Raw genomic sequence first — 2,300 nt, forward strand, 5'->3', positions numbered from 1 at the left:
CCACCACCGCAGTGCTCAGCCGGCGGATGTGCCCCCGTCCGGGCGCACGATCCCCTGTTCCACGAGCCGGTCGAGGTCGCCTCCGCCCAGCCCGAGCGCGGAACCCAGCACCGCGTGTGTGTGCTCGCCGACGCGCGGCGCCGGGGCCGGGGGCGTGTGCTCCCCGTCCAGCGCGACCGGCGCGGCCGGGGCCAGATGGGGTTCCACGCCGGTCTGCTCGGCCTCGTGGAAGAGCGGGTCGTCGGGCAGCCCCGCCGCCGTCTCGGCGAAGGTCCGGTACTGCGACCACAGGACCCGGGTCGCGCCCAGGGCCGCACGTACGTCCTCGGCCCCGGTGCGCCCGAACCAGGACGCCAGCAGCGCGGCCAGGGCCTCCCGGTGCCGGTAGCGCTCGCCCTCGTGCGACAGGTCGGCGCCCAGGCTGCGTTCCAGCGCCTCGACGACCTCGCCCAGCCCGGCCGCCTCCACAAGTTCCGTCCAGTGGCGGGGGGGGAGAGCCACGACCATGAACCGTTCACCGTCGGCGCTGGTGAAGTCGCGCCCGAAGGACCCGTAGACGTGGTTGCCGTCCGGCTCGCGCGGGCTCTCCGGACACAGCTGCGCCTCTGCCAGGTGCCCGAGAGTGCCTGCGGTCGCCAGGGCCACGTCCTCCAGGGCCAGCCGCAGTCGCCGCCCCTGCCCGGTGGCCGACCGGTGGTGCACGGCGGCCAGGATCCCCGTGGCCAGGTACAGCCCGGCCGCAAGGTCCCAGGTCGGTACCGGGCTGTTGACCGGGCCCTCGTGGTCGGTCGGCCCGGACGCGAGCGGGAACCCGGTGGCGGCCTGCACCGTGTAGTCGACCGCGGTACCGCCGTCGCGCCGCCCGACCAGGGTGGCGTGCACCAGATCGGGCCTGCGCTCGCTCAGCGCGTCGACCCCGAGTGTGCCGCGGCGTTCGGCGTTGCTGACGACGATCCCGTCGCCCTCCACGATCAGGTCGGAGACCAGGGCGCGCCCTTCGTCCCGGGACAGGTCGACCTCGACGCCGCGCTTGCCGCGGTTGAGGCCGGTCCAGTACAGGCTGGTGCCCTGTGCGCTCAGTGGCCAGCGGCCCCGGTCGGGTGCCCCGCCCATCGGTTCCACCCGGATCACCTCCGCGCCGAGCTGGGCGAGTGTCAGCCCGCACAGCGGGGTCGCCACGAAACTGGACAGCTCCATGATCCGCAGACCGGACAGGGGCAGGGGGTCGGTTCGGACACGGATGCCACCTCTCATGATGTGTCGCGGGGCACATCATGCACCAACGTTCCACCGTCGGGCGGGGCGGGGTTCGGTTGTGTGGCGGTGTTGTCCGGTGGCTGGGTGGTGCCCCCGGAGGTCTGTCTCGGAGGGGCTCGGAACTGGGGTTCCGCGAGTTCTCCCGGCCTTGCCTCGGGGGTTCGTGGGTGGGGGTGGGTGGGGGTCTGCGCGGTCTGGAGGTGGAGGGCTGTGTGGGCTTGTGGTCGGGGTGGGTGGTGTTCGTCGTCGGGTCGAGCGTAGCCCGGCCGGGGCCTCCCGCAACCCGCGTCGGCGCCACCCCCTGTTCGTTGTGTGGGTGGGGGTGTGGCGGCGTTGTGCGGGGTTGGGGCCGGCGCCTCGGGGTGTGCGGTCCGCCCCTTTCCCGGGCTGGACCGCTCTCGCCGACGAACACCCTCCGGCCCGCCCCGCAACCGAAAAGGTGTGGGGTCCAAAAGCAGACCCCCTGGGGTGGCCCCATTGCGACCAACGCTTGCGGCGTGCGGGCGGTGGCTCGCTCCTGCGGAGGCAACGGCACGCCCCGCGCACTCCCGGCGGGGCATTGAGTGTCGGGGGTGACACGTGTGTGCGGTGGCCCGGCGGGGGTCCTGCTGCCCGAGCCGGGCTGGCCGCGCACCGTTTCGGAGATTCTCCCGCCCGGCGGGCGGGGCGTGGGTACACTTTCTCCCGTTCCAGAATATCCCGGAAAACCATCGCCGTGGAGTTACCCACAAGGCCATTTTCTGCGATGAATAGGACGCCCGTAATTCGGGCCAGTCGAGGGTTCCGAGTCCGTAATGGGTAAGGGTTGTGTGGCCTTTGGGGCACTCCCCTTTTCCGGGGTTTCCCGCTTATTGTTGAATCATGGCGAACAACACCGCAGACCCCACCGACACGGCCCCGGGCAGTGCCCCGGACGCGGTCGTGTCCGCGCTGGTGGCTGCGGTGCAGACCTTCACCGCGACGATGTCGGGGGATGTGCCGTTCGGTGCGGCCGCAACGGTGTTGGAGCGCCTCCGGGCGGTGCGTGAGCAGATCGACCAGTT

At 72.1% G+C, this 2,300-nt stretch carries 1 protein-coding gene and 1 pseudogene; one reads left to right on the plus strand and one right to left on the minus strand.

Annotated elements, in window-relative coordinates; all coding sequences use genetic code 11:
- Positions 1 to 15: 15 nt before the first annotated feature.
- Positions 16 to 1,254, minus strand: coding sequence for a CoA transferase (locus D474_RS0106420; protein WP_017612764.1), 1,239 nt, complete (start codon positions 1,252 to 1,254; stop codon positions 16 to 18).
- A gap of 864 nt (positions 1,255 to 2,118) precedes the next feature.
- On the opposite strand from D474_RS0106420, the pseudogene D474_RS27840 reads away from it, so the two are divergent.
- Positions 2,119 to 2,300 (plus strand): annotated as a pseudogene (locus D474_RS27840) (HNH endonuclease); the annotation flags it as partial.

Source organism: Nocardiopsis salina YIM 90010, from assembly GCF_000341025.1.
Classification (GTDB): Bacteria; Actinomycetota; Actinomycetes; order Streptosporangiales; family Streptosporangiaceae; genus Nocardiopsis; species Nocardiopsis salina.